Genomic DNA, 24746 nt, shown 5'->3' on the forward strand with positions numbered 1-24746 from the left:
TGAAAAAAAATGAAACAATACAAAGAGTTATGCCGTCATGTATTACAGCACGGGGATGAAAAAGGTGACAGAACGGGTACAGGTACAATCAGTACGTTCGGTTACCAGATGAGATTTGATTTACAGGAAGGATTTCCTCTCTTAACCACCAAGAAATTACACCTGAAATCGATCATTCATGAGTTGCTTTGGTTTTTAAAAGGTGATACAAATGTCAAATATCTTCAAGAAAATGGTGTCCGGATTTGGAACGAATGGGCAGATGAAAATGGAGAGCTGGGCCGTGTATACGGGGCGCAGTGGAGATCGTGGGCGAGCGGAGACGGCGAGACAGTGGATCAGATCACAAAGCTGATCCATGATATTGAACACAACCCGAATTCAAGACGACTGATAGTCAGTGCTTGGAACCCGGGGGAAATTGATCAAATGGCGCTTCCTCCTTGTCATTGTCTGTTTCAATTTTACGTATCAAACGGAAAGCTTTCTTGCCAGCTATATCAAAGATCAGCAGATATCTTTTTAGGCGTGCCATTTAATATCGCTTCATATGCTCTTCTAACGATGATGATTGCCAAAGTCACAAATCTTGAGCCAGGTGAGTTTATTCATACACTAGGAGATGCTCATATTTACCAAAATCATCTTCCGCAGGTGAAAATGCAGCTAGAGCGCGAGGAGCGCACGCTTCCTACGCTTCGTATCACAAGGGATGTAAAGAGCATTTTTGATTTTACCTTTGATGATTTTGTGCTTGAGAACTATGATCCGCATCCGCATATTAAAGGAGAAGTCAGTGTATGATTTCCATGATTGTGGCGACAGGAGAAGACAGAGTCATTGGTCAAGATAATCAAATGCCTTGGCATTTACCAGCAGATCTAGCGTATTTTAAAAAAGTCACAGGCGGTCATACGATTGTCATGGGCAGAAAAACCTTTGAATCTATTGGACGAGCGCTGCCTAACCGCCGAAACATTGTGCTCACCACAAGTTCTTCTTTTAAAGCAGAAGGATGCGAGGTTGTTCATTCAATTGCTGATATTTTGGCAATTGGGGAAAGCGAGACAGAGTTATTTATCATTGGCGGGTCTAAGCTGTATGAAGAAATGATGCCATATGCGGATCGGTTATATATCACGCACATTCACTATGCGTTTGAAGGAGACCGCTATTTCCCGTATTACAATGAAGACGAATGGACGATTGTATCACGCGAAAAAGGCCATCGTGACGAAATGAACCCCTACAATTATGAATTTGTCGTATATGACAAAAAAGGATAAGTGAGTAGGAGGAGTACGGTTGTTTCGTTATTGGTTTTTAACGATTTATGTTGTTGTATCCTTTTTAAAAAGTATGAGGCATTTGTACGATCATGAATTAACAGATCCACGCATTTCCTATACGAAACGAATGCATCTCATTCATGAGCATGCAAAAAGGTTTGCCCGGGGATGTATTGATCAATCAGGATCAGTCATGACCATTCATCAGCAAAAGAAGCTGCCAGATGGCCCGGTTATTTATGTCACAAAAGAGCTGAATCCAGTTACGACGACATTATTGATTGGCCACCTTGAGAAGCCATTTGCTTTCATGGCAAAGCCGAAGCTCTTTCGATATCCGATTTTAAAACAATGGCTGAATAAAATGGCGGTTATCCATCAGAATCAAACGGATGAGGTCTTGTTAGAAGAAGCAAAAGAAAGAATCATGTCTGGGCAGAGTATATTGCTTTCAGAAGCATATCGTCACATTGCAGAGGCGCTTGCTGAAGAATCCGCTTGTCCGCTTGTACCAATTGACACAAGCGGAACGGATCGTCTTTTAACGGGGAAGATCGTGAAAAGAATGCGACCTGTTAATGTCGATATTCATATTAAAGCACCTGTCTTGATCAGTGATTTCGCACAAAAGCGTGCATAAGAAAAAACCAGCATCCGAATAGTGGATGCTGGTTTTTTTCATGCAGCAGGAACGTTTACGCAATAGAATAAAATACAGAAGAACATCGACGCGCTGCCGCCGAGAACAAAGCTGTGCCAAATCGCATGATGATAGGGGATTTTCCGCCAAATATAAAAGATGGTTCCGACTGAATATAAAATGCCGCCTAACAGTAAGAGACCAAATCCTACACCTGTTAATTGGATGTAAAGCGGTTTGATGGCAATGATAATCATCCAGCCCATTAATAAATAGACGAGGGTGGATACGATAATAAAACGTTTGACGAAAAAGATTTTAAAGACAATCCCACCAGCAGCAAGGGCCCATACAATCGCAAGGAGCGTATAGCCGAGTGCTCCTTTTAGTGGTCCAAGTAAAAAGGGTGTATATGTACCAGCAATCAATACATAAATAGCCGAGTGGTCGAGTATTTCAAAAATATCTTTTGTTTTTTTGTGCCGAATGCTATGAAGCAGGGTTGAGCTTAAATAGAGCAGCAGCATGGATGCACCAAATATTGAAAAGCTGATAATATCTGTGACGGTGCCGTATTGAACAGCGAATAAGACGAGAAACACAATGGCTGGGATGGATAAAATAACACCAATGCCATGTGTAATGGCGTTTGCAATTTCTTCTTTTACAGTAAACAATGGATCTCCTCCTTTTATTGAACCGGTATATAACCATCAAGCGACTTCAGGAATGAAAGACCTTCAAGTGTAATCTTTGTTCCGGCCCTGCCTTTTCCTTTCGTCACGTATGCTTTTTTCTCAAGATCATCTAAGCGGTTTCTCACCTGCTGAGGGGTCAGCGGGATGTCTCCTTGTTTGCTTAATTCAGACAAGATGCGCCTGCTGGCTGCTTCTCCTTTTTCATTGAGAGATTTAATGGCTTCCAGCAAGAAAACAAATTCTTGTTTTTCCATTAGTGTGAGCTGGTGTTCTTCCTTTTTTCCTTTTACGGCTGAGGGAAGAGGTGCTAACACAAAGGGCGGTAAATGATGTAAAAATACTGTGTGGCCTTCGAGTATGGCCGCAGCGTAATGAACGATATTTTTGAGCTCTTGCACATTTCCTTCAAATGGATACTGCTGCAAGGCTTCCCAAACACTTGGATCAATATCAGGTGCCATGTTCAGCTCTTGAAAGAAAGCATTTGTTAACACAGGAATGTCTGTTTTTCGTTCGGCTAAAGCCGGAAGGGCCAAATGAAGAACATTCAGACGATAAAACAACTCGGGTAAAAAGGTAGAAGAAACCCTGAGTGCCTCTATTGATAAAGACGAAGAAGCGATTACTTTTGTTGCAGGTGACGTTTCTAGAAAGTGAATGACCTGGTGCTGCATAGAAATACTTAATGCGCCGATTTCATCTAAATAAAGAATTTGATTGTTTTTTTCTGTGAAGGCTTTCTGTAAGGTTTCTTCATTCAAGGTGGGGCAATACATGTGTGTCAGTGATGCGTTCGCCATTTCTTGGGCGAATAGCGTTTTGCCTGTGCCGATGTCTCCTGTTATCAAGACAGGCTGGTCGTTTCCTGAGAATTGTTTTGCCAGATGAATAGCATGCTTGATGTCTTGATGATCTCCATATATAGAAGTGAACGAATGTGTAGCCATAGGGTGATTCCTTTCTTTGTGGTTCTAATTGGTTCAATTGTAACACCCAATTAAAACAAATGTACAGGAAAACGAAAAAGTTTATAAAATTTATGATTGATCCGTGATCTATTGGTTTATTTTTTGAATATTCATGTTATAATGACAAATTAAATAAGGTTAAAGAGAAAGGATCTTGTACATGAAACCGTTGCTCAAAGAAAATACGCTAATTCAAGTGAAAGACATCTTAAAAGCCCATCAAAATTTGAAGGATGTAGTCATTCATACACCACTTCAAAAAAATGAGCGACTTTCTGAACGATATGAATGTAATGTCTACTTAAAAAGAGAGGATCTTCAAGTAGTTCGTTCCTTTAAATTAAGAGGCGCTTTTAATAAAATGAGCCAGCTTCCAAAAAATAAACTAGAAAATGGCATTGTTTGTGCAAGTGCTGGAAATCACGCGCAGGGTGTTGCCTATTCTTGCAAATATTTAGGCATCCACGGGAAAATCTTTATGCCTGCTACGACGCCAAGGCAAAAAGTATCACAAGTGGAGCTGTTCGGAAAAGAATATGTTGAAATTATTTTAACCGGAGATACGTTTGATGATTCGTATCATGAAGCTGTAAAATGCGGAGATGAAGAGAAGCGCGAATTTATCCATCCGTTTGATGATTTGGATGTGATGGCAGGACAAGGAACGACTGCTGTAGAAATATTAAATGATATCGAAGAGGAGCCTCACTTTTTATTTGCAAGTGTCGGAGGTGGAGGTCTGTTATCTGGTGTTGGTACATATATCAAAAATATCTCACCAGAAACCGAAATTATTGCAGTCGAACCGCTTGGCGCAGCTTCACTGCATGCTTCACATGAGAAGGGCGAGGTTGTGACACTTGATTCGATCGATAAGTTTGTAGACGGAGCAGCGGTTCAACGGATTGGTGAAAAGACGTTTACATCGCTTCAATCTGTTGTTGATAAAATCAGTCTTGTACCAGAAGGGAAAGTATGTACAACGATTTTAGAGCTGTATAATCAATGTGCGATTGTAGCAGAACCGGCTGGCGCATTGCCGATCGCAGCATTAGATGCCCATCGCGAGGAAATTAAAGGCAAAAATGTTGTCTGTATTGTCAGTGGAGGAAATAATGACATCGGCAGAATGCAAGAAATCAAAGAACGCTCAATGATCTATGAAGGGCTTCAACATTACTTCATTGTCAATTTCCCGCAAAGAGCAGGAGCACTTCGTGAATTTTTAGATGAAGTGTTAGGGCCAAATGACGATATCTCACGCTTTGAATATACGAAAAAGAATAACCGAAGCAAAGGCCCTGCGCTAGTCGGCATCGAATTGAAAGAAAGAGATGACTATGCCGCGCTGATTGATCGGATGGATAAAAAAGGCTTCCACTATGTTGAAGTGAATAAAGATCAAGATTTATTCCACCTATTTATTTAGGCTTAACAGATAATTGGAAAAGAGGATTGATCGTTTGTGCTGCTCAAAACAATATGTTTTAGACGGATGGATGGAGCTCAGATCAAGGTAACAGAAGTCCCTGTTCTAAAGGGAGATGAGACGTATCGTTTCATGCTCACCTTTAGACTTGAAGCTTTCTTGAAAAAAGTCTATGTATCTAAAGGAAAGAGAGCTGTGTACTCTTTCAGAGAGGATGTGAAACGTAACGTCAAGTGGAGCACATATGAACAGATCTATCAAGAGCCTACACTGAAACACAATGCGTAAGCAGGAATCTTTGTCAAAAGGGGGAAGCAGCCATTTTGAAGTGGCCGTTGCTCAGTTTGGCAAGGATTTTTTTCGTGACAAGAAGAAAATGTGACAATTTCAAAAACGTTAGGTGAGTTGTTTTCAAGTATGCAGGAAATAAGGTAATATCATAAGTAAAGACTAAGACAGCAAGGATGAGACGATAGTGAAACAAATTAAAATTGTAACAGATTCAACTGTGGACCTTCCGCAAGAGAAAATCAATGATCTTTCCATTCACGTGATTCCGCTCAATATCTCCATTTCTGGAGTTGATTATATTGACCGAGTGAATATACAGCCAGATGAATTTATTGAAAAAATGGAGGCCGCTGAGGAACTGCCGAAAACGTCTCAGCCTGCGATCGGTCAATTCGTCGAATTATATGAAAAACTGACGGCAGATGGAAGTGAAGTGATCAGTATCCATTTAACTGGTGGAATGAGTGGTACTGTTCAAACTGCTGAAAGCGCTTCGAAGATGGTAGATGGAAACATCACGGTGATTGATTCGAATTTTATTTCCTATGGATTAGGATTTCAAGTCATCAAAGCAGCAGAACTTGCCAAAAAGGGTGCAAGCCGTGAAGACATCATCACTGAATTAGATAAAATCCGTCTTCAAACCAAGCTATATGTCACAATCGATACATTAGAAAATCTCGTCAAAGGTGGCAGAATTGGAAGAGGAAAGGCGCTGATCGGCTCACTTCTTCACATCAAACCAATTGCCAGCTTAACAGACGGGGTATACACGCCAGAAGCAAATGTGAGAAGCTACTCTGCGCTTGTCCGCCATTTGACAAAACAGTATGTACAGGCGGTAAAAGGAAAAACAGTTCAAGCCATTGGCATAGCGCATGCAGATGCATTAGAACTCGCCGAAAAGCTAAAAAACGCGCTGCTTGATCACACACCTGAAGCACTGATTGATATTGCCTACACAACACCGATTATTTCGTGTCATACCGGAAAGGGCGCTATAGGCTTTACTTTTTATACCGATTGATGGAAAAAGGGGATGGACATATCATGGATAGAAAAAGGGGAGCCTTGCTTGGTGCGCTTATGATGATAAGCGTGCTTCTTTTAGTCTCATGTTCAAATGGACAAATCAAGGATGCGTTAAATTATCAAATAGAGCCGTTTGAGTTTGAAAACCAAAATGGTCAAAAGGTGTCATTGGATGATTTGAAGGGGAAAATATGGGTAGCAGATTTTATTTTCACAAGCTGTGAAACGATCTGTCCGCCGATGACCGCTCATATGACAGAGCTGCAAAAACGGTTAAAAGAAGAAAAATTGGATGCGCATATCATTTCCTTTAGCGTGGACCCTGAGGTCGATTCACCGAAAAAGCTAAAAGATTTTGCAAAAGCATATCCATTGTCCTTTAAAAATTGGGATTTTCTCACTGGGTATTCACAGTCAGAAATTGAAAAATTCGCAATGAAAAGCTTTAAAACCATTGTAAAAAAACCTGAAGATGAAGACCAAGTGATTCATCAGTCCCTGTTTTTCCTTGTCGATCAAGAAGGGAAAGTGATGAAAAATTATGATGGCGTGCAAAACACACCATATGATGACATCATCAAGGATATCAAAACGCTTAGCCGAAGCTAGCATAAGGATGTTCAAATGAGCGAAAACATGATACACTTTTTTAATCAGAAAAAGGAGGGACATCATCGTTTGAAGGCTCGTTTGATTTTGATTGTGATGTCTCTAGCTTTTGTTCTTTCTGCATGTTCCGCGCAAGAGGCTGGCATAAAGGATAAACTAGAAGACACACAAAACGTAAAAGAACATATTACCATCGCAGCGGTTGGAGATTCCTTAACAGAAGGGATCGGAGATCAAGATAAAAAAGGCTATGCAGGCATAACTCGTGACAAGATAGAAGCTGTGGACGGCGTGCAATCTGTCACATTAAAAAACTATGCCATTAAAGGCAGTAGAACAGTAGATTTACTAAAAAGATTAAAAGAAAAAAAGGTGCAGGACGGACTGAAAGACGCTGACTATATTTTCTTTACGATCGGCGGGAATGATCTCATGCATGTTGTTCGTCAAAATGTGCTTAATTTGACGTTTGCTCCTTTTCAAAAAGAGCAAGGTCCTTTTGAGGAGCGCTTTAAAACCATTCTTGCTCAACTGAGAGAACAGAATGACCATGCGAAAATCATGTATGTCAGCATGTACAATCCTTTTAAATTCAGTTTGTCTGAGCTGCGAGATATTGATGAAGTCGTTCAAGACTGGAATGCCGCTGCCAAAAAGGAACTCAAAAAAGACGGCAATGCGGATATGATCAATGTAGCAGATTTATTTGAAGAAGGTTCTGATGAAAAATTACTGGCAGATGATGATTTCCACCCAAACCAAAAGGGGTACTCTCTTATGGCAAATCGTTTATTCTCCAAAGTGAAAAAAGAAGGACTGCCGAAGGAATAGGGTGAAATAGATGAAAAAATGGAAAAGCTTATTTTTTATTTTACTTGCAATCAATCTATTGATTGTGATTGGCTGCGGTATTTTGATCATGCTGCCAGGCGGTCAATCCGCTTCAACCAAAGAAGTGAAAAGCGAATATGCTTTTAATATATCCAGCTCAAAGGAATCACTTACCAGCTTTGTGAATGATTATTTGAAAAATCAAGGATCAAATGATATGCCAGACTTTCATGTAGCGATTGATCAAGATGTGAAAGTAACAGGCGCGATTAAAGCTTTCTCTTCAACGATTGATGCCAACGTCTCATTTACGCCAACTGTTGAAGATAATGGTGATGTGCTTTTGAAAGTGGATGACTTTTCAATTGGACAATTGAGCATTCCGATTAGTTTTGTTTTAAGCTACATGGGTCAGTTCTATGAGCTGCCAGAATTTGTTCATGTAAAACCGGATCAAAAAACGGTTGAAGTGCGTCTTTCAGAAATGCCGCTGACGAATGATATGTATGTGAAAGCAAACAAAATTGATCTACAGAACGATGAGATTGAATTTTCATATTATCATCCAAAGCAATAGAACGTGTGAGTCAGGAGTGAAATCATGAAGCGAGTCTATCAATATTTTAGTTTACTGTCGTTTTTATTTGCTGCGTACTTTGGCATAACAGCTGCCAATGCTTTAAAAGCAGAAAATATCGATCAGTTTTACTTAAATATTGCCTACTGTGCATTATTTCTAGGCACGATGATTCTTGCTTTTGATTTTCAAAAGCAAGAAAAAGCTGAAGATGTCTCTTAAGGAGCCTTTTCCACTTAGGAAAGGCTCTTTATTATAATTGCCGAGACAAAACCACCTTTGCCATAAGTTCAGGATCTCCGTTAGCAAAACCATGAAGCAGAATCAGGTATGCACGCTTTGTTTGCAGATGAACTTTTGGGATATCAAGCAGTACACTTTGAGTGCCAGCGGCTTTCAATTCAAAATGATATTTATTTGGAGAGAAATGATGAATGTGGGTGCTGTTTACATAATTAAGTTCTTTCGATATGATCCCTTGGTCTCGTTCATATATATCTATAGAAGGAAGATCCGGAGACAACTGTACAAACGTAAGTGCTGACAGGTCTTCTTGTTTGATCAAAGTAGTCTGCTGCTCAGTCAGCAGTGCAAAGCCTGCACGTGCACCTGTGATACATAATGTGTAGACCTCGCCGCTCTTAAATCGAATGCGGGAATGAAGAATTCTCTCATTTGTAGCCAATTTGACCACTTCTATTTCATACATTCCTTCGTCCCACTCCATATAAGCCGTCAAATGGCTGTAAGGCATTGGTTTCATTACCTGCTTCCGGTTCACATAAACAGCGAGCTCACTTAGATCTGGCGCAGCGTGAAATAATCGAATAAAGGCTTTTGATGAAGGGCTGCTTTGAAGATGCTCGTAGATGTCAGCGAATGGCCGATATGGAAAGTCATGATAAAAGAGCTGCTGCATGTCATCAATCCTTTCTTTCTCATACAATGGTGTTTTTTGTAGCGTATGCATGAAAAAGGCGATCTGTATAGGCAAAAGAAGCATAGAAAAAAGCCTGACGTATTCCGTCAGGCCGGCATGTTAAGAAGGAGAAGAATATTGATGATATTCAGCTAGTTTAATGAACGTTTTTTCTTCCTCAATTAAACCACAAACGCCGCACTGGACTTTCATTTGAGGACCTTGATAACTCAAGTGAAAAGGAGACAGCTGCTCTCCTTCGTATCTTTCGACAACTGCTCCCGTCGATGGATCTAGCTTTACAGGTTCTGAAAGCTGCTCAATGAGATTAAAGCGCGTTCTGTTTGTTTTACAGTTTGGACAAAGATAAGGGCTTGTCATGGTTCATTCCACCTCTTTTTATCCGTAGCATGTCCTGAGCGCTAAAATCTATGCTTAATCCTTTTGACTTTTATCCAGCTTTTTAAATAATTTGATCATGGTTTTTAGTTCTTCGTCATCAAATGATTCAAATCGCTCCATAAAGTATTCCGTTTTCTTTTTCTCAAAATGCTCAGTAATTTCCTTACCCTTATCGGTTAAGTGGATTTTGATGATGCGGCGATCCTCTTTTGAACGGATACGGGTGATCCAGCCTTTTTCTACGAGTGTGTCAGTCACAGCGGTAATATGACTTGCTGACACTCCAAGAATGGAAGCGAATTCCGTTACTTTTTTTGCACCTTGCTCACGGAGCAGATTTAAAATAAGAAATTCATTCCGAGATAATTCGTTTTCGAGCAGGCTGTTAATTTCATAACGGATCTGCTTAAATACGGTTCTCAGTAAAGTGTCCATTTCGTACATCATTTGTTTTCTTTGTTCCAATCATTAAACCCCCATTATATTTTAAAGATACGACAGAATGCTTTCTTTTATTTTAGGTATACAAGTCGTATCATTTTCATTATTTTTTATCATGTTATAATATGATGATACCATTTTTTAAATGAAGGGGGCACTAATATGTCTGAAAAACAAGAATTAGCCACATTTGCAGGAGGCTGCTTCTGGTGTATGGTTAAACCTTTTGATGAACAGCCGGGCATTATCAAAGTTGAATCAGGGTATACTGGCGGACATACAGTGAATCCGACCTATGAGGAAGTATGTACAAATACAACGGGACATAGAGAAGCGGTTCAAATCACGTTTGATCCTGACTTGTTCCCGTATGAGAAGCTGCTAGAACTATATTGGCAGCAAATAGACCCAACAGACGATGGCGGGCAATTTGGCGATAGAGGGGAATCTTACCGTACAGGTATTTATGTTCATCATGACGAGCAGCGAAAGCTTGCAGAAGCATCGAAAGAGCAGCTGAGCCAAAGCGGGATTTTCCAAAAGCCAATCGTTACAGAAATTTTAGACGCAGGTCCTTTTTATCCAGCAGAGGAATATCATCAGCATTATTATAAGAAAAACAAAATGCACTACGAACGATATCATGTCGGTTCGGGCAGAGCCGGTTTTATTGAGTCCCATTGGAGTGATAAGTAATGGCAAATGAAAAAGAAAAGCGTATAAAAGAATTAAACCGCATGCAGTACGAAGTCACGCAAAATAATGGCACAGAGCCGCCATTTCAAAATGAATTTTGGGATCATAAAGAAGAAGGGATCTATGTAGATATCATTTCTGGAAAGCCGCTTTTTTCTTCTTTAGATAAGTTTGATGCCCACTGCGGCTGGCCAAGTTTTACAAAACCGCTTGAAGACGAAGAAGTAGCAGAGAAGGTTGATACGAGTCATGGAATGGTGCGGACAGAGGTTCGCAGTAAAACAGCTGATTCTCATCTAGGTCATGTTTTTCCTGATGGACCAGGGCCAAACGGTCTTCGGTATTGTATTAATTCAGCCGCTTTAAAGTTTATCCCAAAGGATGATCTTGAAAAAGAAGGCTACGGGGATTTGAAACATCTATTTGATTGATCCATTTAAAAATCGTCACATGGAAAGCATCTGCTTCCGTGTGACGATTTTTTATTTTTTATGATGTGTATGATGTAATTGTTCGATGATGTTGAATAGCTTTTCTTTTGTAATGAGCGGTGCTTCTTTTGAGGTGTAATTCGTTAATTCAACTTTTTGAAAGGCAGGGTGCAGATGTGGTCTTGGTAAAATGGCATAAAATTGTTCATGTTCAAACAGTGCATCTGCTTCGTGCGGGAATGTGAGCTCCTCGTGAAGCTTTTCGCCAGGTCTTTTTCCGACTACAAGAATATCCGGAGATTTAGCATTGATTTGAGCGGCATATTCGTGAAACGCTTTTAAGAGATCGGCAAGCTGTAAGGACTCCATCTTGAGAATGAAGGTTTCGCCGCCTTTCATCATGATTGCTGCTTGAAGTGTGAGGGAAACAGCCTCTTCAATGGACATAAAAAAACGTGTCATATGAGGATCAGTCACGGTCAAAGGTTTTTCATTTAATAGCTGCTGGAGCATGATCGGAATGACGGAACCTCTAGATCCAAGTACATTGCCAAAACGTACAGAGCAAAACTTGGTTTTTTGATTTGGAATACTTTCGTTTGCTTGGAAAAATAGTTTTTCTGAAATCAATTTTGTTGCACCCATGGCATTAGTTGGAGAAACCGCTTTGTCAGTTGAAATGTTGACGACATGACTCACTTCATGTTCAATTGCGGCTTCAATGACGTGCTGCCCGCCGATGATATTCGTTTGAACGGCTTCGAACGGATTATCTTCACAAGTGGGTACTTGTTTTAAGGCCGCTGCATGAAAAATGATATCCACACCTTTGACGAGCTGTCTCACGCGGCTTGCATCCCGGACATCTCCTAAAGCGAATACGACCTCTGGATGATCTGCGTACTCATTTTTCATCATGTATTGTTTGCTGTCATCTTTACTGAAGACGATTATCTTCTTTGGAGAGCAACTTGTTAATTTATTTACGATTTGCCGGCCGATGGACCCCGTACCGCCTGTAACTAATATCGTTTTGTCACGAAAAAAGGTCTTCAAAGACGTTTCTATCTGTTTGGACATATCTAATCCCCCAACTCTCATTTCTCTACTTTGCATCATATGTGAAAGAGCGGCATTCGTTTGAGGAAAAGAACCACTTCATGCATAAATTAGGTGAACAAATTATAACCATCTGCTAGTCGTCTTAATAGAATATGGAGAGATAAGAGATCAACTAGAAAAACGAGAGACCTGAATACTTCAGTACTGCGGTCAGCTCGAGAAGAAAATGGTAAGGGAGCTGTGCGCGAGGGGAGAAGAGAAGACATGTATAGGGGAAATCGTATTTTAGCTATGATACCTGCATTTAGAAGTCACGACGGCCAGCATGATGAACACATACGTATATTGGCAGAGCGGCCGCTTATCTATTGGACCATTCAGCCGTTACTGCAAATGATTGAGTTAGATGAAGTCATTGTCTCTTCAGAGGATGTCAATACGCAAATCATTTCATCTCACTACGGAGCAAATGTGATTGAACTGCCAAGCACACATGTAACAGAACAAACGCCGTCGCTGTTAGCTGTGAAGCATGCGCTTGCTTATTTAGAGCGGGAGGGGAAAACCTTTGACATTGTGATATATCTGCATCCATCGTCTCCTCTAAGACAGCCGGCAGATATCGAGAAGTGCTTGCAGCTTTTAGTGGAGGGGGGATATGACTGCACGGCATCTTTTACAGAGGCGTTAGAGAACCCAAATGAAACTTGGACACTGCATGAAAACAATGAAGCCACTTTATATAAGGACAATCATTACTTTTTCATGCCAAAGCATGAGCAGCCATATACGTATGGTCGTCTTAATGGTGCGGTATATGCTTTTCATGCTCATTATGCAAAAGAATGCATTCATTCCTTTTTAGAAGGATCTGTCGGAGCATATATGATGGATCACACGCGGTCGCTTGTGGTGAAACAAGAGGCAGGCAGGAAAGAGGCCGAGAACGTCTTATTGGTTCGCCGAGATGCGGAAGATCATGCGTAAGCTGGCATTCAGCAAGAAAAAGCGCCCAGTTATAGGGCGCTTTCAGCGTGTAGACAAACCCTCGCATTCGGTGTCAGGTCTGTGCTCCGGTGCTCACGAATGTCAAATTCGCTCCGCTCCGGTACTCGCCCTTCCTAGACTGCAAAGGTTTTCTATCACGCTGAAAAGAAGACAAAGGGCTAAAATCAAGAACATTTTAGCCCTTTGTCAACAATCTGAAAGCGCCCAGTTATAGGGCGCTTTTTACGATCTCATAAAGCCTTTGTGGCATCGTATCAAATGTATTCCAGCGAACGGTTTGCTCGTAGTTGTTAAGTGCGATCGCCTTTCTTTCATCTGCATTTGATCCATAGTATTCAATCTGTTCTATCAAATCGTCCTCATCTTTGTAAAAAGCAAAGCTTGAAAAAAGATGCGGAGGAGGTAGATCCGTCAATTGAAAACTTCCAGTTGCAGCAATGTCAAACGCTCTGTTATTGAGACTCATATTTTGAATCATGGCTTTGTTTTTGTTATATACAAATTGAGCCGGCCTATGCGGATTCAGGACTATCGATGTTTGCTGATAAATGTCCGCCATTTGCTGAGGACTCAGCCAATTGGTCATCAGTGTGAAATCTCGATAATGTCTCCGTGATTTATTTAAATGACGGTGCCATTCCTTACCTGCAACGAGAATACGCCATTTGTTTTGCTGCAAGAGTGTATCGATGGCTTTGATGCGGTTGGGATAAGGGTAGCCAATGAGTGCAATGTCATACGTGCACATCTCTTCTAGTGATTCATTTTTGTGAAAGATACGTGTATTTGTCGGAATGGGAAAGTAGTGCGCATGATCAGCGCCTAATTGTTTGTAAAATGGCAAAACCCCTTCATCGATTGTTAAGATGATCCGCGCATCTTGTGCGCAAGCAGCCGATACATCTGTATAAAAGGGATCTTCTGTCATCCATAGAACAATCGGGATCTTTTCTTGTTTGAATTGATGAAGTACTTCGCTCGGAACATGATCACCGATCATCATCAAAACAAAATCCGGAGAAAATGTCCGGATTTTGTGCATGTGAGCGGGTAGAGATTCTCGTTCAATCTTTACACATGAAAAGGGGGAATCAATGAAGCTCTCTTCTACCCATTGATCAAACATGTGATAGATTCCGCTGTAGCCAGAGCTAATATAAAGAAGCTTCATGATAGCCCTCTCACATTAAGATGTGAACGTAACACTTTCAACTTTATCTACATCTAATAGAGTCGTTGCTGAGCCTGTAGGTGTGACAGAGCTCTCTTGTGTAACAAAGACAACACCTGTTGACGCATCGAATGATACGAATTGAACTGGCCCGATTAAGTCTCCTGAATCAGTGACAATGCTAATGACAGTTCCTGGTGAAAGTCTTGCAAAAATCCATCTTGCTGGCTGAGATACATCGAGTGTTGTAGCAGAATCTGAAGGTGATGCCTCAGCTGCCACTTCACTTAATAAATCATTCAATTTCTCTTCCATTTGAACTCCTCCTTCTTCAAGGTTAACTGTTAATGCACGAGTTAGTGGTCTGAAAAACACTTTCAATAGTTCTTTTTTTAATTCGGCACGCTTGTCGTTCATTTTTTCCCCATCCTTTCTTCATCAATTCAAACTCACCCCTATGTATATGCCGTTCATTTTTTTTGGCATAAGCATAACGCTGATTCCTGATTCTTTTTTTCAATTAATCAGTTCACACATTTTTAAAAATGTTTTCAAATGCTGAGGCTAAATGAAGCGACGCTCATACTCTAGTAAAGATTAAATGTGAAGAGAGAGGGATTATGAATGGAATTTGAACAATTATTAGATGGTTGGAACGAAGATTTACTAGAGTCGGAAGGAGTGCTTGAAGTCATCTTGATTTTACTTCTTCTTCGTCTTTTAGAAGAAAGTGAGGAAGAGAATGTGTCAGACATCAAAGAATTACTTCGTCCATGGCTTGAGCTTGGCATTCCGGTGCCGCGTGTTCATTTAGTCAATGGAGATGTACTTCAAAACGTGGTTGTCGTGCAATTGTTTGATACGGTAGCGGTCTTTAAAAACGCGACAAATCAGCTAAGAGTGAGTGTTCCTTATGTGAACATTGTCAGCTGGGGGGCTTTTTAATCTAATCAAAAAGGATAATGATCATGAAAGTATCGGTGATTTTAACAAGCTACAATAAACCAGATTTCATTGATCGTGTGCTAAAGAGTATGATAGAACAAACGTATCCAAATTGGGAGCTTTTGATTATGGATGATGGCTCAGAACAGGGCACCATTCAAAAAATTCAGCCCTATTTAAGTGATGAACGCATTCAGCTGTATTCGCACACAGTTCATCCGGCAAAACGGCTGTTAACCGCACGATATGCGACGCTTATTAATGAAGCATTAACCCGTATAACGGGTGAACTCATTTGTTATTTAACCGATGATACTGTGTACCATAAAGATCGTTTGCTTAAAATGGTGGATGTTTTTCGGTCGAATCCTCATGTAGATATTGTATATTCCTCGCAGCGGGTCGTGCATGTTGATCAGCATTTAGTGGAAACAACGAGCTATGTTCGAGAAGCAGGTCAAATCTTAGAGCATGCATCCTTTCAAGTGGACCATTGTTCGGTCATGCACAGAAGCTGCTTGCTTCCACTCATTCATGAAAAATACGGACAATATTGGGACGATGAGCCAAAGCACTGGCATCATGCAGATTCTGTATTTTGGATGAGACTGAATCATTTCGCTGCGTTTTTTCCATTAAAAGATGTACTGGATACAACGTATAAAACGCCCCATTCCTTTCATCATCTATTTTCGAGTATGCCGTATGATTTAATTGACGGAACGGTCATTGAAAAAGAAGGGGAATATTATCAAATCGCAGACGGGAAATTTCATGGAATTGAAAAACGCTGGATAAATGAAAAGAACAGGCGTGCGATCCGTGTTCCGCTGTTATGTGAGATGAAATATGAAATGAAAGAGAAGCTGGCAGTACCCAATTATACAGTCGTTACCGCAGATTATGGGAAAACGTTCTTTTATATTGAAGATCAGAAAAAAAGACGGTTTGCTTCAAAACGTGACGTGCAATATTTTCAGTTTCACCCAAAAGAGATCTATACGATTTCAAATGATCAGCTTCAGGCATTTGAGGATGGCAGCATCATTCAAGCTTCTCCTGTTTTCAGTCCGCCAAACAGGCGGCTGTTTAAATGGAAACAAGATGTTTATTTACTAGTGCATCATACCTTTTGCCGAATTGATCCTGAGGTCGTGAAACGATTTGCTTTTTATCATCAGCCGATAAAGCTGTACCCATCCCAATTTACGTTATTTCTAGAAGGAAAGCCGATTGTGCCGCTGTATAGGGAATCGCTGCAAGAATTCGATATGTCTCTTTATCAAACATCCGGACGAAAGCACTCCTCATAAGAGGGGTGCTTTTTTAACAATTATTGCAGGAAGTAGAAAGGAAAAAGCGAAACATGAAAAGGACAGGGAACCATTTAGAGATGATCAAGCCGCTGAAAACTCGGCAATTGATGCCGGTTTTTTAGCACTGAAAGTGAGGGGGAAAGAATGGGGAAGGTTGTCGAAAGAGCAGATTGGTTTGAATTAATTTTAGAAGCCATTGATGAAGCCATCCACGTTGTAGATAATCGAGGGGTGACAATTTTTTACAATCATAATGCCGCTAAGTTTGACTGTTTACAAAAAAAAGAGGTGATTGGCAAGTACATCCTTGATGTGTATCCCTCTTTAACTGAAAAAACAAGTACGCTCATGCATGTTTTGAGAACAGGAAAGCCCATTTATCATTCGCTGCAAACTTATTTGAATAAAAACGGAGAAAGAATTGAAACAGTGAACACGACATTGCCTATTATTGAAGACAATGAGTTAATAGGTGCGGTCGAAGTGGCAAAAGATGTATCGAAGCTGTCGGCTCTTTCAAATCGTTTAGGCCAAAAAAAGCGGACACATGACGTGGCTGGGGTAGAAAAAATGCATGATTTTGCTTCATTTTTAACAAATGATCCGCTTTTAAAAGAAATGCTTGAAAGGGCAAAAAAAGCAGCTGCTTATCCGTCATCAGTAGTTGTCTACGGTGAAACAGGGACAGGAAAAGAAGTGCTCGTTCAAGCCATTGTCCATGAATCTGACCGAAAAAACCAAGTGTTCATTCCGCAAAACTGTGCAGCACTCCCAGAATCATTACTGGAAAGTCTATTGTTCGGATCTGTCAAAGGAAGCTATACGGGTGCAATTGATCGCAAGGGACTTTTCGAATTAGCTGATGGAGGCACGCTTTTTCTTGATGAGCTGCAAGCGATGCCGCTCACGCTTCAGACGAAATTATTACGTGTGTTAGAGGATGGCGTTGTACGCCGCATCGGTGATGCAAAGTCCATTCAAGTGGATGTTCGGCTCATTACGGCGCTCAATATGGACCCATTTGAAGCAGTGAAAAAGCAAATTTTAAGAGAAGATTTATTTTATAGACTGCATGTGTCATCTTTTCATATCCCGCCGCTTCGTGAGAGAAAGCAAGATATCACGCTGCTATCCCGCCACTTCATTCAAACCTATCATCAGCAGTTTTCAAAAAACGTCACACGTCTTTCTGAAGAAACGGAACGATTGTTTATGGCTCACCACTGGCCTGGGAATGTCAGAGAATTAAAACATACAATAGAACATGCCGTGTTGATGATGCCAAAGGAAGCGGAAGAGATCACCCCTCTATACCTTCCGGCGCATTTACGTGAGCAAAAGCTGGAAAAAGAAACATCTGAATCCTCTTTAAAAAATCAAGTGTCTTCATTTGAACAAACATTGATTCAAGAAGCTTTACATCAGCATAATGGAAATATTAAAAAAACCGCCGCCGCCTTAAAAATCCCTCGACAAACACTGCAATATAAACTGAAGAAATATGCAGGTGCCGAATTGTAGGCACAACATTCAATTGAATATGACGGGTAAAGCTCCTTTTGTAAAGAATAGGGGCATTTTCCCATGTTGGCACATAACTTGCATAGTATAAAGTGAATGCTGATAGGGGGAATGGATATGAATCAGAAATTGTATGAACCGGCGCGTCACTGGAAGGACATAGAGCTTTGGAAGGATGTACCTGAAGAAAAGTGGAACGACTGGATTTGGCAGCTGACGCATACCGTGAAAACGCTTGAGGATTTAGAAAAAATCGTCAACTTAACAGAAGAGGAACGAGAAGGGGTGAAGATTTCCACCAAAACCATTCCACTCAACATTACACCCTACTATGCCTCACTGATGAATCCAGACGATCCAAGATGTCCAATACGTATGCAATCTGTGCCAATTGCAGAAGAGCTTCATAAAACAAAATATGATTTGGAAGATCCGCTGCATGAAGATGAGGACTCACCTGTCCCGGGGCTCACGCACCGGTATCCAGATCGTGTGCTGTTTCTTGTGACAAATCAGTGCTCCATGTACTGCCGCTATTGTACGAGAAGACGTTTTTCCGGCCAGATTGGTATGGGAGTGCCGAAAAAGCAGTTAGATGCTGCAATTGGATATATTAGAGAAACACCTGAGGTGCGGGACGTGTTAATTTCTGGCGGAGATGGGCTGTTAATCAATGATCAAGTGCTTGAATACATTTTGAAAAACTTACGAGACATTCCGCACGTTGAGATCATTCGGATCGGAACCCGCGCGCCGGTTGTTTTTCCGCAGCGTATTACAGATGAGCTGTGCGAGATTTTGAAAAAATATCACCCAGTTTGGCTGAACACTCATTTCAACACAAGTATTGAAATTACAAAAGAAGCAAAAGAAGCGTGCGAACGTCTTGTGAATGCCGGCGTCCCTGTTGGGAATCAGGCCGTGATCCTTGCAGGTATTAACGACAGTGTGCCGATTATGAAGAAGCTGATGCACGACCTCGTAAAGATTCGGGTCAGACCATATTATATTTATCAATGTGACTTATCTGAGGGTATTGGCCACTTTAGAACACCAGTATCAAAAGGGCTTGAAATCATTGAAGGCTTAAGAGGACACACGAGCGGATATGCAGTACCAAGCTTTGTTGTAGATGCGCCAGGAGGCGGAGGGAAAATTGCCTTACAGCCAAATTATTTATTATCGCAAAGCCCTGACAAAGTCGTCCTTCGTAACTTTGAAGGTGTCATCACCTCATATCCAGAACCAGAGCATTACGTCGCAGGTCAGGCAGATGCGTATTTCAATGAAATTTACGAAGAGAAACAAGAACCGGCAATTGGTGTTACAGCATTATTTGAGGATGAAGCGAGATCGTTTACGCCTGAGAATTTAAGCCGAATGAAACGTAGAGAAGCATATGAGACAAATCCTGAGCACGACACACTCAAAAACAAACGTGAAAAACGAGATGAATTAAAAGAAAAGAAATATCAAGCGCAGCTCAAAAAAGAACAAACCGTGAAGGAGGAGAAATAGCCTTGCTGACATGTGATTGGTGTGAGGAAAACAAAGCAAAGGCAGAGCAGACAACAGTCTATTGGGAACTGATCACGGGCACACAATCAATTGAAATCATCGAAACGCCGTCCATTTCCTGCACGCATTGCGGGATGACCTATCAAAAGGATGAGACGGTCAAAGAGATTGAAGATCAATTAATTTTAGTGGATCAGACAAAACTTCCAGAAAAAATCTCCTATGAAGAATTAATGAGCATGGAGCGGTTATTAAAGCGAAATTACTTTGACTTTTCATCATAAGTTGTACCTCCGCCTATACAAGTCATCAAATTGCTGTATAATATAACAACAAAATAGAGAGTCGCGGAGGGAAAAACAGGTGAAGTCGTTTTACCATTATTTAATGAAGTTCAGACATCCAAAACCGAAAGATGAAATCAGCCATTTTGCAAATGCTGCATATGAGGATCACAGCTTTCCTAAAGCTTCCACAGATTATCATGAGCTGTGTGCCTATTTAGAATTAAATGGTGATTATTTAAGCTCAATGACGACATTTGACGAAGCATTTGAGCAATACGAAGTAGAAGTCAAAAAAAAATAACACACAACCGCTTATCCGAATGGAGAGGCGGTTTTTTCATGAGAAATAAAATGGCGTTTTGCATGGTGTGGTTGCCCATGCAGAATTCCTTGCGCCGGCATACGATACGTTAAGACCAAAAGTCGGGCAAGGGGGAGACAGAATGAAGGCGAAAGCACCAAAATATCAAGTAGGGGATATTGTCGTCGTTGTCATGTACGGCACAGTCGGAACGATTACAAAAGTCCATCAAATTGACCAGCACTATTTATATGAGGTCAATCATAATGAGGTGCTTTATTTTGAAACATCACTTCAGCTTTACGATGAGTATAGCGGGGTGATTGTCGATACAGAAAAGCTGGACATTGAATATGAGTTCCTCATTGGCGATGTTGTATATGTAAAAGATTACGGAAAAGAGCTATTTAAAATCATCGGTCATCGGACTGAAATATGGCGCTACCTTGAAGATGGCTGGGAAGATGTCATTTATGAACTCACGAGGCTAAAAGACGGAGAGTGGCTGGAAACAGAAGAGGAAGATTTAACGCTTGTCCTAAGGAAATATGAGATGGACCAGTTTGTTCATCAGCTTCTTTTTGTGCATTACGTCGGCGAAACCTCTAAAGAGTTAGAAGAAGATATGGTTCAAACAGCTCTATTGCAGCTAGAAGAGAAACAAGAAAGCGAAGCTTCACTTGAATTTCTCGCTGTATCTATAGTGGATGAGCTTCTTGATATCTATAATGATTATAAAATTCTCTACGAATTTTTCAAAGATCCAGAATATAAGGATATGATGGATTTTATTTTGGAAAGTTTACACGAACATTTTGGTTAAAGAAAGACTTGTCCTAACACGAATAAAAAATAAGGCACACAAAAAAATGCAATCACATAAAACCATCCCCTCAAGATACGGCCCATCACCTGATCAAATGTTTCTCCATCTAATATGCTTAACCATTTCATTGCCTCAAGCCCCTTTTCTTTTTGTTTACTGCATTTATATGTATGGAATGAGCCATTATGACAAACTGTAATAAAAAACAGCCGGCGTTCATACATCATAAAAAAGGAGGCGGAATGCAATGAAAGAAGCAGATTTGGTGATTGATACAGAGGAAATTGCGGAGTTCTTCTACATGGAGCTGATCAAAAGAGGGTACATACCTGCTGAGCTTGAAACGTTTGAGCTGGCTGACATTACATTTGAATATATGCTGAAAAAAGCAATGATAGTTGAAGAAGAGGCGTGGTAGGCACTATACTTTGAAGAGATTCTGAAGAGAGAGGGAGGGGAATCTTTCGCGTGTATATCCTATTTCTTTTTATTTTATTTGGCGCCATTGCTGCACTCATGGTATCTGGGGTTTGTCAAGATTTGGACAACCAGATCATCTTATGGTTTGAAAGCATCAGACTCCCTTTTTTAAATGATGTCATGCTGGCTTTGACGGACTTTGGCATCAGCGCGCTGCTCGTTCCCATCATGCTCATTTTTAGTGTGGTCTTGTTTATGTATAAGCGTTATTACTCTATCATGTTGCTTTTTTTATTATATTTCACAGAAAAGACAGTCAATCATGAATTAAAGGGGCTGTTTGCTAGAGAGCGTCCGGCATTTAATCACCTTGTAGGTGAAACGTATTACAGCTTTCCGAGCGGACATTCGATGAATGCAGCCACCATCTATCCTTTTATCGCTTATCTATTAGTTGAAATGATCCCATGGCTGAAAGAAAGACAAAAAATCGTCTATTTGATCACGGGGCTGGGTGTTCTGGTCATTGGCATCAGCCGGATGTATATCGGCGTGCATTATTTGACAGATGTCGCTGGAGGCTTTGCGATAGGACTTGCTTTATTTCTTATTTGTAAAAAGATTGACGAAAGATTGTCTGTCATTCGACAAAAATAGAAGAAGGAAATTGACAGATCCCAGCCAATTTTATATGAAAGGGGAGGGATTTGAATGCAATTGACGTTGAGATTTTTTCAAAAGAAACCTTCAGCATTTCACTTAACCATTTATCAGACACCTGAATATGGCGCTGCAAGCGGGCATCAGCCTGTGTACCGGACAAAGATTGGCGGCAGAACACACCTTGATGTACTGGAAAAAGCATTCTCGACATTTAATGTACATGATACAGTCCCTAATGATTACAATGCGCGGTTTATCACAACAGGTGATATAGTTGTGATTGATGATAGGAAAAAGGGGAAGTGCTATTATCAGCTCTCTCCGGCAGGATGGAAACGCAGTGAACGAATGATGACGATAAGTTAAATAAATGAGTGATGATGCCAGCTTGAGCTTCAGCTGGTATTTTCTTTTTTAAGCTCGATCGTTTATAATAAATAGGATAAAATACATAGTAAACGTAAGTGGAGGCTAAAAAATGAGTGTACATATTGGAGCAGAAAAAGGACAAATTGCAGAAACGGTATTGCTGCCGGGCGATCCGCTTCGTGCGAAATATATTGCAGATACATATTTAGAAGATGTTGAGTGCTATAACGAAGTGCGCGGAATGTATGGCTATACTGGAACCTATAAAGGAAAACGTGTTTCTGTACAGGGCACTGGAATGGGCGTACCATCTATTTCGATTTATGTGAATGAACTCATTCAAAGCTATGATGTTCAAAACTTAATTCGTGTTGGATCTTGCGGCGCCATCAAAAGGGATGTCAATGTACGTGACGTCATTTTAGCCCAGACATCATCAACAGATTCACAAATGAACCGTGTCGCTTTTGGACCGATTGATTATGCGCCATGCGCTGATTTTGGCCTGCTCAAGAAAGCCTACGACACGGCAGAAGCAAAAAATGTCGCTGTACGAGTCGGAAATGTATTTACAGCAGACCAATTTTACAATGAAAAACCACTTGAGCTTATGGCTCAATATGGTATCCTAGCGATCGAAATGGAGACAACCGCTCTTTATTCTCTTGCAGCAAAATTTGACCGAAAAGCGTTATCAATTTTGACTGTGAGTGATCATGTTCTAACAGGAGAAGAAACAACGGCTGAAGAACGTCAAACAACGTTTGATGAAATGATCTTAATTGCGCTAGACTCCGTTTTATAATAGTATAGTGGGTGTGCTACAACGTAGCGCATCTTTATTTTTTTAGAAGAGCAAAAGGAAGGTATGTCATGAAGAAAAGCTACAAAATACTCTCAATCGCATCGATTCTTGGTTTGACAGCCGCGCTATCAGGCTGCCAGTTGCTGGATCAAAAAAGCGGTACATCTGAATCAAACAAAACAAACGAACAAAAAAACGCAGCAAGTTCATCTCCCCAGCACAACTCAAACGATACGGCAGATTCATCGAATCAAGAGCTGACGTTAAAGAGTGAATATTTCAATGACATCAAGGTTGTGAGCGGTCTGAAAACCATTCAAAATCCTGAAAACGTGCTAGCACTTGTCAACAAAGATTATGCATTACCAGGAACCTATAAACCTTCTGATCTCGTTGTACCAAAAGTAGAATTCTCTTTTTCGGAGGATATCGAAAAACGATATATCCGCAAAGAAGCAGCGGAAGCGCTTGAGAAGTTATTCAAAGGTGCAAAAAAAGAAAACTTCGAGCTTGCTGCAGTATCTGGCTATCGCTCCTATGACCGTCAAAAAGTCATTTTTGATAGTGAGGTCAAATTAAAAGGCAAAGAAAAAGCACAAGAAGCAGTCGCTCTACCAGGCGAAAGTGAACATCAAACAGGTTTAGCCATGGACATTTCCTCAAAAAGTGCCGGATTTGAGATCTCTGAAAAGTTTGGTGAAACACCAGACGGCAAATGGGTGGCTAAAAACGCCTATAAATATGGCTTTATCATCCGTTATCCAAAAGGAAAAGAAGACATTACGAAATACGAATATGAGCCGTGGCATTTGCGCTATGTTGGAAAAGAAGCTGCAAAAGCGATGCATGATCACGATTTAACATTTGAAGAATACATGAACAAAGTAAAGAAAATCTAAACAAGTAAAAGGCCTCCCAGCTATTCGGGAGGCCTTCTCTTATTCTTCTTTTAAAAAAAGAACAATCCTGCTAATGCGAAGCCGGTAATGAAACCGAGGCCGATGCCATACGCTGCACCCCAGCCGTAATATCCGCCCCAATAGCCATAACCATAGCCCCCGCGAGACCCGCCGACTGGACGAATATAAACTTTGCGGTTTGTCACACGCTCAATGCGTCCGACATGTACTCTGCCATTACGATCAGTGATTCTAGCGACTTTCCCCATGTGCTGCTGACAAAGCTTGTAGTAGCGCTCCATGTTTTTCCTCCTTATGACAAAACTCTATTCACTCTTATCCTATGCGAGAGACTTCATAGAGTTTGGACAAAACATATAGG

35 protein-coding genes are annotated in these 24746 nt (G+C 40.7%); 25 read left to right on the plus strand and 10 right to left on the minus strand.

Annotated features, from left to right (window positions below):
- Window positions 1–9 precede the first annotated feature (9 nt).
- From JVX94_RS04140 to JVX94_RS04150, 3 genes are read left to right on the plus strand one after another with little or no spacing between them, the layout of a single operon-like run.
- Window positions 10–804, plus strand: coding sequence for a thymidylate synthase (locus JVX94_RS04140; RefSeq protein ID WP_024428141.1), 795 nt, complete (start codon window positions 10–12; stop codon window positions 802–804).
- Window positions 801–1286 (plus strand): dihydrofolate reductase, encoded by a 486-nt coding sequence (locus tag JVX94_RS04145; RefSeq protein ID WP_205184607.1) that lies wholly within the window; start codon window positions 801–803, stop codon window positions 1284–1286. Before JVX94_RS04140 ends, JVX94_RS04145 begins: the two co-directional genes overlap by 4 nt.
- A 19-nt stretch (window positions 1287–1305) precedes the next feature.
- Window positions 1306–1929 carry a lysophospholipid acyltransferase family protein gene (locus JVX94_RS04150; protein ID WP_197198184.1) on the plus strand — a complete coding sequence of 208 codons (624 nt, stop codon included), beginning with the start codon at window positions 1306–1308 and terminating at the stop codon, window positions 1927–1929.
- Window positions 1930–1967: 38 nt separating this feature from the next.
- On the opposite strand, the gene trhA is transcribed toward JVX94_RS04150, so the two are convergent.
- Entirely contained in the window at window positions 1968–2606 is a 639-nt protein-coding gene (gene trhA / locus JVX94_RS04155) for a PAQR family membrane homeostasis protein TrhA (protein ID WP_095408819.1), read from the minus strand.
- A 14-nt stretch (window positions 2607–2620) separates the two neighbouring features.
- Complete coding sequence (locus tag JVX94_RS04160) at window positions 2621–3574, minus strand: AAA-type ATPase lid domain-containing protein (RefSeq protein WP_205184609.1); 954 nt, start codon at window positions 3572–3574, stop codon at window positions 2621–2623.
- Between the two features lie 181 nt (window positions 3575–3755).
- Between JVX94_RS04160 and ilvA the strand changes: the two genes are divergently transcribed.
- The 7 genes from ilvA (at window position 3756) to ypmT (ending at window position 8586) form a co-directional block, all read left to right on the plus strand.
- Window positions 3756–5024, plus strand: a complete 1269-nt coding sequence (gene ilvA / locus JVX94_RS04165; RefSeq protein ID WP_205184611.1) for a threonine ammonia-lyase IlvA — start codon at window positions 3756–3758, stop codon at window positions 5022–5024.
- A 36-nt stretch (window positions 5025–5060) separates the two neighbouring features.
- Window positions 5061–5312 carry a YpmP family protein gene (locus JVX94_RS04170; RefSeq protein ID WP_024422728.1) on the plus strand — a complete coding sequence of 84 codons (252 nt, stop codon included), beginning with the start codon at window positions 5061–5063 and terminating at the stop codon, window positions 5310–5312.
- A gap of 187 nt (window positions 5313–5499) precedes the next feature.
- Window positions 5500–6342: a DegV family protein gene (locus JVX94_RS04175; RefSeq protein WP_095408817.1), complete on the plus strand. Its 843-nt coding sequence runs from the start codon at window positions 5500–5502 to the stop codon at window positions 6340–6342.
- Between the two features lie 23 nt (window positions 6343–6365).
- Window positions 6366–6956, plus strand: a complete 591-nt coding sequence (locus JVX94_RS04180; protein ID WP_197198183.1) for an SCO family protein — start codon at window positions 6366–6368, stop codon at window positions 6954–6956.
- Window positions 6957–7025: 69 nt separating this feature from the next.
- Complete coding sequence (locus JVX94_RS04185; RefSeq protein WP_223250997.1) at window positions 7026–7787, plus strand: SGNH/GDSL hydrolase family protein; 762 nt, start codon at window positions 7026–7028, stop codon at window positions 7785–7787.
- Between the two features lie 10 nt (window positions 7788–7797).
- Window positions 7798–8364, plus strand: coding sequence for a YpmS family protein (locus JVX94_RS04190; protein ID WP_205184613.1), 567 nt, complete (start codon window positions 7798–7800; stop codon window positions 8362–8364).
- A 24-nt stretch (window positions 8365–8388) separates the two neighbouring features.
- The gene (gene ypmT / locus JVX94_RS04195; protein ID WP_024422723.1) at window positions 8389–8586 is read left to right on the plus strand and encodes a protein YpmT; all 198 of its coding nucleotides are present in this window, start codon (window positions 8389–8391) and stop codon (window positions 8584–8586) included.
- A gap of 31 nt (window positions 8587–8617) precedes the next feature.
- Here ypmT and JVX94_RS04200 read toward each other — a convergent pair whose 3' ends face one another.
- The 3 genes from JVX94_RS04200 to JVX94_RS04210 all read right to left on the minus strand — a co-directional run bounded on the left by JVX94_RS04200 (window position 8618) and on the right by JVX94_RS04210 (window position 10150).
- The gene (locus JVX94_RS04200) at window positions 8618–9283 is read right to left on the minus strand and encodes a DUF4397 domain-containing protein (RefSeq protein ID WP_205184616.1); all 666 of its coding nucleotides are present in this window, start codon (window positions 9281–9283) and stop codon (window positions 8618–8620) included.
- 120 nt (window positions 9284–9403) lie between these two features.
- On the minus strand, window positions 9404–9664 hold the full coding sequence (locus tag JVX94_RS04205; RefSeq protein WP_205184618.1) for a DNA alkylation repair protein: 261 nt from the start codon (window positions 9662–9664) through the stop codon (window positions 9404–9406).
- Between the two features lie 54 nt (window positions 9665–9718).
- A complete protein-coding gene (locus JVX94_RS04210) occupies window positions 9719–10150 on the minus strand; it encodes a MarR family transcriptional regulator (protein ID WP_007500780.1) in 432 nt (143 codons plus the stop codon).
- 138 nt (window positions 10151–10288) lie between these two features.
- Here JVX94_RS04210 and msrA point away from each other — a divergent pair, with 138 nt between their 5' ends.
- Both msrA and msrB read left to right on the plus strand, forming a co-directional pair.
- Entirely contained in the window at window positions 10289–10822 is a 534-nt protein-coding gene (gene msrA / locus JVX94_RS04215) for a peptide-methionine (S)-S-oxide reductase MsrA (RefSeq protein WP_205184620.1), read from the plus strand.
- Complete coding sequence (gene msrB, locus JVX94_RS04220; protein ID WP_048239398.1) at window positions 10822–11253, plus strand: peptide-methionine (R)-S-oxide reductase MsrB; 432 nt, start codon at window positions 10822–10824, stop codon at window positions 11251–11253. Before msrA ends, msrB begins: the two co-directional genes overlap by 1 nt.
- Before the next feature lie 51 nt (window positions 11254–11304).
- Here the strand turns inward: msrB and JVX94_RS04225 are convergent, their stop codons facing one another.
- Window positions 11305–12333, minus strand: a complete 1029-nt coding sequence (locus tag JVX94_RS04225; protein WP_111290301.1) for an SDR family NAD(P)-dependent oxidoreductase — start codon at window positions 12331–12333, stop codon at window positions 11305–11307.
- Window positions 12334–12579: 246 nt separating this feature from the next.
- Between JVX94_RS04225 and JVX94_RS04230 the strand changes: the two genes are divergently transcribed.
- The gene (locus JVX94_RS04230; protein WP_205184621.1) at window positions 12580–13302 is read left to right on the plus strand and encodes an acylneuraminate cytidylyltransferase family protein; all 723 of its coding nucleotides are present in this window, start codon (window positions 12580–12582) and stop codon (window positions 13300–13302) included.
- A 229-nt stretch (window positions 13303–13531) separates the two neighbouring features.
- Here the strand turns inward: JVX94_RS04230 and JVX94_RS04235 are convergent, their stop codons facing one another.
- Window positions 13532–14494, minus strand: coding sequence for a CgeB family protein (locus JVX94_RS04235; protein ID WP_205184622.1), 963 nt, complete (start codon window positions 14492–14494; stop codon window positions 13532–13534).
- Window positions 14495–14509: 15 nt separating this feature from the next.
- Window positions 14510–14911: a hypothetical protein gene (locus JVX94_RS04240; RefSeq protein WP_095408811.1), complete on the minus strand. Its 402-nt coding sequence runs from the start codon at window positions 14909–14911 to the stop codon at window positions 14510–14512.
- A 207-nt stretch (window positions 14912–15118) separates the two neighbouring features.
- Here JVX94_RS04240 and cgeC point away from each other — a divergent pair, with 207 nt between their 5' ends.
- The 7 genes from cgeC to JVX94_RS04275 all read left to right on the plus strand — a co-directional run bounded on the left by cgeC (window position 15119) and on the right by JVX94_RS04275 (window position 21205).
- A complete protein-coding gene (gene cgeC, locus JVX94_RS04245) occupies window positions 15119–15439 on the plus strand; it encodes a spore maturation protein CgeC (protein WP_111290295.1) in 321 nt (106 codons plus the stop codon).
- 17 nt (window positions 15440–15456) lie between these two features.
- On the plus strand, window positions 15457–16752 hold the full coding sequence (locus JVX94_RS04250) for a glycosyltransferase family 2 protein (protein ID WP_205184623.1): 1296 nt from the start codon (window positions 15457–15459) through the stop codon (window positions 16750–16752).
- 147 nt (window positions 16753–16899) lie between these two features.
- A complete protein-coding gene (locus JVX94_RS04255) occupies window positions 16900–18276 on the plus strand; it encodes a sigma-54 interaction domain-containing protein (protein ID WP_205184624.1) in 1377 nt (458 codons plus the stop codon).
- Window positions 18277–18393: 117 nt separating this feature from the next.
- Entirely contained in the window at window positions 18394–19794 is a 1401-nt protein-coding gene (gene kamA, locus JVX94_RS04260) for a lysine 2,3-aminomutase (protein WP_144484414.1), read from the plus strand.
- A gap of 2 nt (window positions 19795–19796) precedes the next feature.
- Window positions 19797–20078, plus strand: a complete 282-nt coding sequence (locus JVX94_RS04265; RefSeq protein WP_048239407.1) for a YokU family protein — start codon at window positions 19797–19799, stop codon at window positions 20076–20078.
- 79 nt (window positions 20079–20157) lie between these two features.
- Window positions 20158–20382, plus strand: coding sequence for a YozE family protein (locus JVX94_RS04270; protein ID WP_024422709.1), 225 nt, complete (start codon window positions 20158–20160; stop codon window positions 20380–20382).
- Window positions 20383–20524: 142 nt separating this feature from the next.
- Window positions 20525–21205, plus strand: a complete 681-nt coding sequence (locus JVX94_RS04275) for a hypothetical protein (protein WP_039179337.1) — start codon at window positions 20525–20527, stop codon at window positions 21203–21205.
- Here the strand turns inward: JVX94_RS04275 and JVX94_RS19660 are convergent.
- Window positions 21202–21336 carry a hypothetical protein gene (locus JVX94_RS19660; protein ID WP_255290989.1) on the minus strand — a complete coding sequence of 45 codons (135 nt, stop codon included), beginning with the start codon at window positions 21334–21336 and terminating at the stop codon, window positions 21202–21204. The genes JVX94_RS04275 and JVX94_RS19660 overlap by 4 nt on opposite strands.
- A 119-nt stretch (window positions 21337–21455) precedes the next feature.
- Between JVX94_RS19660 and JVX94_RS04280 the strand changes: the two genes are divergently transcribed.
- The 5 genes from JVX94_RS04280 to JVX94_RS04300 all read left to right on the plus strand — a co-directional run bounded on the left by JVX94_RS04280 (window position 21456) and on the right by JVX94_RS04300 (window position 24364).
- Complete coding sequence (locus JVX94_RS04280) at window positions 21456–21626, plus strand: YozD family protein (RefSeq protein ID WP_064497481.1); 171 nt, start codon at window positions 21456–21458, stop codon at window positions 21624–21626.
- 50 nt (window positions 21627–21676) lie between these two features.
- On the plus strand, window positions 21677–22285 hold the full coding sequence (locus tag JVX94_RS04285; RefSeq protein WP_205184625.1) for a phosphatase PAP2 family protein: 609 nt from the start codon (window positions 21677–21679) through the stop codon (window positions 22283–22285).
- A 54-nt stretch (window positions 22286–22339) separates the two neighbouring features.
- A complete protein-coding gene (locus JVX94_RS04290; protein WP_095408805.1) occupies window positions 22340–22657 on the plus strand; it encodes a YodL domain-containing protein in 318 nt (105 codons plus the stop codon).
- A gap of 112 nt (window positions 22658–22769) precedes the next feature.
- Window positions 22770–23465, plus strand: coding sequence for a purine-nucleoside phosphorylase (deoD, locus tag JVX94_RS04295; RefSeq protein WP_012010274.1), 696 nt, complete (start codon window positions 22770–22772; stop codon window positions 23463–23465).
- 68 nt (window positions 23466–23533) lie between these two features.
- Window positions 23534–24364: a M15 family metallopeptidase gene (locus JVX94_RS04300; RefSeq protein ID WP_048239412.1), complete on the plus strand. Its 831-nt coding sequence runs from the start codon at window positions 23534–23536 to the stop codon at window positions 24362–24364.
- Window positions 24365–24414: 50 nt separating this feature from the next.
- Here the strand turns inward: JVX94_RS04300 and JVX94_RS04305 are convergent, their stop codons facing one another.
- Window positions 24415–24666, minus strand: a complete 252-nt coding sequence (locus JVX94_RS04305; protein WP_048239413.1) for a hypothetical protein — start codon at window positions 24664–24666, stop codon at window positions 24415–24417.
- Between the last annotated feature and the right edge of the window lie 80 nt (window positions 24667–24746).

It is taken from the genome of Bacillus sp. PDNC022, assembly GCF_016919285.1.
GTDB classification, from domain to species: Bacteria; Bacillota; Bacilli; order Bacillales; family Bacillaceae; genus Bacillus; species Bacillus safensis.